Genomic DNA, 3,392 nt, shown 5'->3' with positions numbered 1-3,392 from the left:
ATTTGAAGGCGAGCATGTAAAAATGAAAGAAAGTAAAAAAGCTGCTAAGTAAGGGGTAAGCTATGAGTTTAAGAGAAAAAATTAAAGCTCAACGTGAAAGAAGAAAGAGAAGTATACGTATAAAAATAGAAGGAAGTACTGAGCGTCCTAGACTTACAGTTTATAAAAGTCTTAAGTATGTATCTGCTCAGATAATAGATGATAGTAAAGGTGTAACTTTAGTATCGGCATCTTCTCAAGAAAAAGAACTAAAAAGTGGTAAAAATACAGATATAGCTAAAGAGATAGGTAAAGTTTTAGCTACTAGAGCAAAAGAAAAGAATATAAGTGAAGTTGTATTCGATAGAAACGGATATATATATCATGGAAAAATAAAATCCCTAGCTGACGGTGCTCGTGAAGCAGGATTGAAATTTTAAGGAGTATTACCTTGGCACACGATATGAACAACAACGAAGAAAAAAGTATGTATGAAGAGCGTCTTATAACTTTAAATAGGGTTGCTAAAGTTATGAAAGGCGGAAGACGTTTTAGATTTGCCGCTTTAATGGTTCTAGGTGATAAGAACGGTCATGTTGGTTTAGGTTATGGTAAAGCAAATGAGGTACCAGACGCTATAAGAAAAGCTATAGAACAGGCTAAAAAGAACATGATAGAAGTGAATTTGAAGGGTGAAACTATACCTCATAATACAGTTGGAGTATTTAGAAGCAGCAGAATAGTCATGAAACCAGCTTCTAAAGGTACTGGAGTTATTTCAGGCGGTCCTGCACGTGCTGTATTAGAATTAGCAGGAGTTAAGAATATTCTTTCTAAATCTCTTGGCAATAACAATTCAATGAATTTAGCTAAAGCTACTTTTGAAGGTTTAAAATCTTTAAAGACAGTTGAATATATGGCTAATAAAAGAGGAATTAGTATAAACCAGATATATGGGAGGACAGAATAATGGCTAAAGTTGTTATAACATTAGTTAAATCTCCTATAGGCTATGAAAAATCTCAAAGAGATACAGTTGTAGCTTTAGGTTTCAAAAGAGGTAAAAGAGTTGTAGAGCATGAAGCAACTCCTCAAATAAATGGAATGATAAATAAAATATCACACCTTCTTAAAGTAGAGTATAAGTGAGGTTCTTAAAAATGGCACAAGAAAATACAAAAATATTAAGAGCTCCAAAGGGTTCAAGTAAAAAGCGTCATAGGGTAGGACGCGGTCAAGGTTCTGGCTGGGGCTGTACTGCAGGCAGAGGTGATAAAGGAGCTCAGTCTCGTTCTGGTTACAGCAGAAGAGCTGGTTTTGAAGGCGGACAAATGCCTTTGCATAGAAGAATTCCTAAAAGCGGTTTCACTAATGCAGCTTTCAAAAAATTTGTTAATATTATTAATGTTGGTGATTTAGACTCTATAGGTAATGAAATAAGCAGAGAAACTCTATTAAAATTAGGTTTCTTATCATCTAAGAGAGATTATATTAAACTTCTTTCTATGGGTGAAGTGAAGAGTGCAGTCACTATTACCGTTGATATGGCTAGTAAAAAAGCTATAGAAAAGGTTGAAAAATCCGGCGGTAAAGTTATAATACATGAACGTAAAAAATATATTAGAAAAAAAGAAGATAAAAAATCTTAAGGTAAATTATAATGTTGAAATCATTAACTAATATATTTAAAGTACAAGAGTTAAGAAGCAGGATTCTATTTACTATTTTAGCGATATTAGTTTATAGAATAGGAAGTCACATTCCGACACCGGGTATAGATCCTACAGCTTTATTGAGTTTTTTATCCTCATCGCAAGGCGGTGCAGGACTTTTGACTATAATGGATTTATTTTCAGGCGGTGCATTATTTAGATTTTCTATATTAGCATTAGGTATAATGCCTTATATTTCTGCTTCTATTATCATGCAGCTTCTTGGTGTAGTTATTCCTGCTTTGGAAAAAATGCAAAAAGAAGGTGAGAGTGGTCGTAAAAAAATAAATCAGTATGTTAGATATCTAACGCTTGTTCTTTGTATGATACAATCTGCAGCTATGGCTAGTTGGATACAGAGTATAAATGAAGGTGCTATGATATTTATGAATCCTGGTATAGGCTTCATACTTCTAGTAGTTGTAACAGCTACTGCCGGTACCATGTTCTTGATGTGGCTAGGTGACCAGATTACAGAACGCGGCCTTGGTAACGGTATATCTGTTATAATCTTTGCCGGTATAGTTGCTCGTATTCCTGCTGGTGTTTATGATGTTATACAGAAGAGAGACAGCGAATATTTGAATTCTTTGGTAATAGTTCTTTTCTTCATAATTTTTGCGATAGTTATATTCTGTGTAGTTTATGAAGAAAGCGGACAAAGAAGAATTCCGGTTCAATATGCTAAGCGTGTTGTTGGAAGAAAAGTATTTGGGGCTCAATCAACTCATATACCTTTCAAGATCAACCCATCAGGTGTAATACCTATAATATTCGCTTCAGCTTTAATGGCTATTCCTGCTCAGATTGCCAGCTTAACTAGAGGAGTTCAATGGAGATGGCTTGATGCATTGCTTAGATTCTTCTCTTACGGCAGTTGGGCATATATAGTTCTTTATTGTCTTTTGGTTATCATGTTTGCTTATGTTTATACATCAGTGCAGTTCAATCCAGATGATATAGCAGAGAATCTTAAGAAATCAGGAGGTTTTATACCTGGTTACAGACCTGGTACACAGACTGCTGAATATCTTAAAACAGTATTAAGCAGAATAACTATAGGTGGCTCATTATTCTTAGCAGCTATAGCAGTATTTCCAGATTTAATGTCTAAGATTCCTATATTTGCTCCTTTCAGAGGTACAAATAATTCGCTTGTTTATTTAATGGGTGGAACATCTGTAATGATTAGTGTAAGTGTTGCTGTTGAGTTATTAAAGCAAATAGAATCTTATTTACAAATGCATAACTATGACGGCATATTAAAGAAATCTAAAGTTAGAAGGTAATCAAAATGGCTGAGAAAGAAAATATAGAGGTTGAGGGCGTAGTAGTAGAACCTCTTCCAAATGCTACTTTTAGAGTAGAATTAGAGAATGGTCATAAGATATTAGCACATATATCAGGTAAAATGCGTATGAATTTTATCCGCATACTTCCTGGTGATAAAGTAACTATAGAAATGTCCCCCTACGATTTAACAAAGGGTAGAATAATTTATCGTTATAAGTAAATAAAGTAAATGGAGATTAGTTACAATGAAAGTAAAAAGTTCTATAAAAAAACGCTGTAACGACTGTCAAATAGTTAAGAGAAAAGGCGTAGTTAGAGTTATATGTAAGAAAAACCCAAGACATAAACAAAAACAGAAGTAATTAATTTAAGGAGATAATTAATATGGCACGCTTAATGGGTGTTGAA

General features: G+C 33.9%; 7 protein-coding genes. All 7 read left to right on the top strand.

All coding sequences use genetic code 11. The features are described 5' to 3' along the window. Positions 1-62: 62 nt before the first annotated feature. Genes rplR through rpmJ form a run of 7 tightly spaced genes read left to right on the top strand, consistent with a single transcriptional unit; the run spans position 63 to position 3,346 of the window. A complete protein-coding gene (gene rplR / locus Q0J90_RS00795; protein WP_297276110.1) occupies positions 63-419 on the top strand; it encodes a 50S ribosomal protein L18 in 357 nt (118 codons plus the stop codon). A gap of 23 nt (positions 420-442) precedes the next feature. Then, the gene (gene rpsE / locus Q0J90_RS00790) at positions 443-949 is read left to right on the top strand and encodes a 30S ribosomal protein S5 (RefSeq protein WP_297276111.1); all 507 of its coding nucleotides are present in this window, start codon (positions 443-445) and stop codon (positions 947-949) included. Then, positions 949-1,128 (top strand): 50S ribosomal protein L30, encoded by a 180-nt coding sequence (gene rpmD, locus Q0J90_RS00785; RefSeq protein WP_297204123.1) that lies wholly within the window; start codon positions 949-951, stop codon positions 1,126-1,128. The genes rpsE and rpmD overlap by 1 nt, the downstream gene beginning before the upstream one ends. 11 nt (positions 1,129-1,139) lie before the next feature. Further along, positions 1,140-1,628, top strand: a complete 489-nt coding sequence (gene rplO / locus Q0J90_RS00780) for a 50S ribosomal protein L15 (protein WP_028330935.1) — start codon at positions 1,140-1,142, stop codon at positions 1,626-1,628. Positions 1,629-1,639: 11 nt separating this feature from the next. Next, the gene (secY, locus tag Q0J90_RS00775; RefSeq protein WP_297276109.1) at positions 1,640-2,980 is read left to right on the top strand and encodes a preprotein translocase subunit SecY; all 1,341 of its coding nucleotides are present in this window, start codon (positions 1,640-1,642) and stop codon (positions 2,978-2,980) included. A gap of 5 nt (positions 2,981-2,985) precedes the next feature. Further along, a complete protein-coding gene (infA, locus tag Q0J90_RS00770; RefSeq protein ID WP_028330933.1) occupies positions 2,986-3,204 on the top strand; it encodes a translation initiation factor IF-1 in 219 nt (72 codons plus the stop codon). Positions 3,205-3,229: 25 nt separating this feature from the next. Next, positions 3,230-3,346 (top strand): 50S ribosomal protein L36, encoded by a 117-nt coding sequence (gene rpmJ / locus Q0J90_RS00765; RefSeq protein ID WP_008723415.1) that lies wholly within the window; start codon positions 3,230-3,232, stop codon positions 3,344-3,346. Positions 3,347-3,392 lie beyond the last annotated feature (46 nt).

Origin of the sequence: uncultured Brachyspira sp., from assembly GCF_944390595.1 — a bacterium.
In the GTDB taxonomy this organism is placed as follows: Bacteria; Spirochaetota; Brachyspiria; order Brachyspirales; family Brachyspiraceae; genus Brachyspira.
This window is presented reverse-complemented; position numbering and strand designations above follow the sequence as displayed.

Excerpts from the sequence above, each read along its gene's own strand:
- rpsE (WP_297276111.1), top strand. The coding sequence starts at position 443 with ATGAACAACAACGAAGAAAAAAGTATGTATGAAGAGCGTCTTATAACT.
- secY (WP_297276109.1), top strand. The coding sequence starts at position 1,640 with ATGTTGAAATCATTAACTAATATATTTAAAGTACAAGAGTTAAGAAGC.
- rplR (WP_297276110.1), top strand. The coding sequence starts at position 63 with ATGAGTTTAAGAGAAAAAATTAAAGCTCAACGTGAAAGAAGAAAGAGA.
- rplO (WP_028330935.1), top strand. The coding sequence starts at position 1,140 with ATGGCACAAGAAAATACAAAAATATTAAGAGCTCCAAAGGGTTCAAGT.
- rpmJ (WP_008723415.1), top strand. The coding sequence starts at position 3,230 with ATGAAAGTAAAAAGTTCTATAAAAAAACGCTGTAACGACTGTCAAATA.
- infA (WP_028330933.1), top strand. The coding sequence starts at position 2,986 with ATGGCTGAGAAAGAAAATATAGAGGTTGAGGGCGTAGTAGTAGAACCT.
- rpmD (WP_297204123.1), top strand. The coding sequence starts at position 949 with ATGGCTAAAGTTGTTATAACATTAGTTAAATCTCCTATAGGCTATGAA.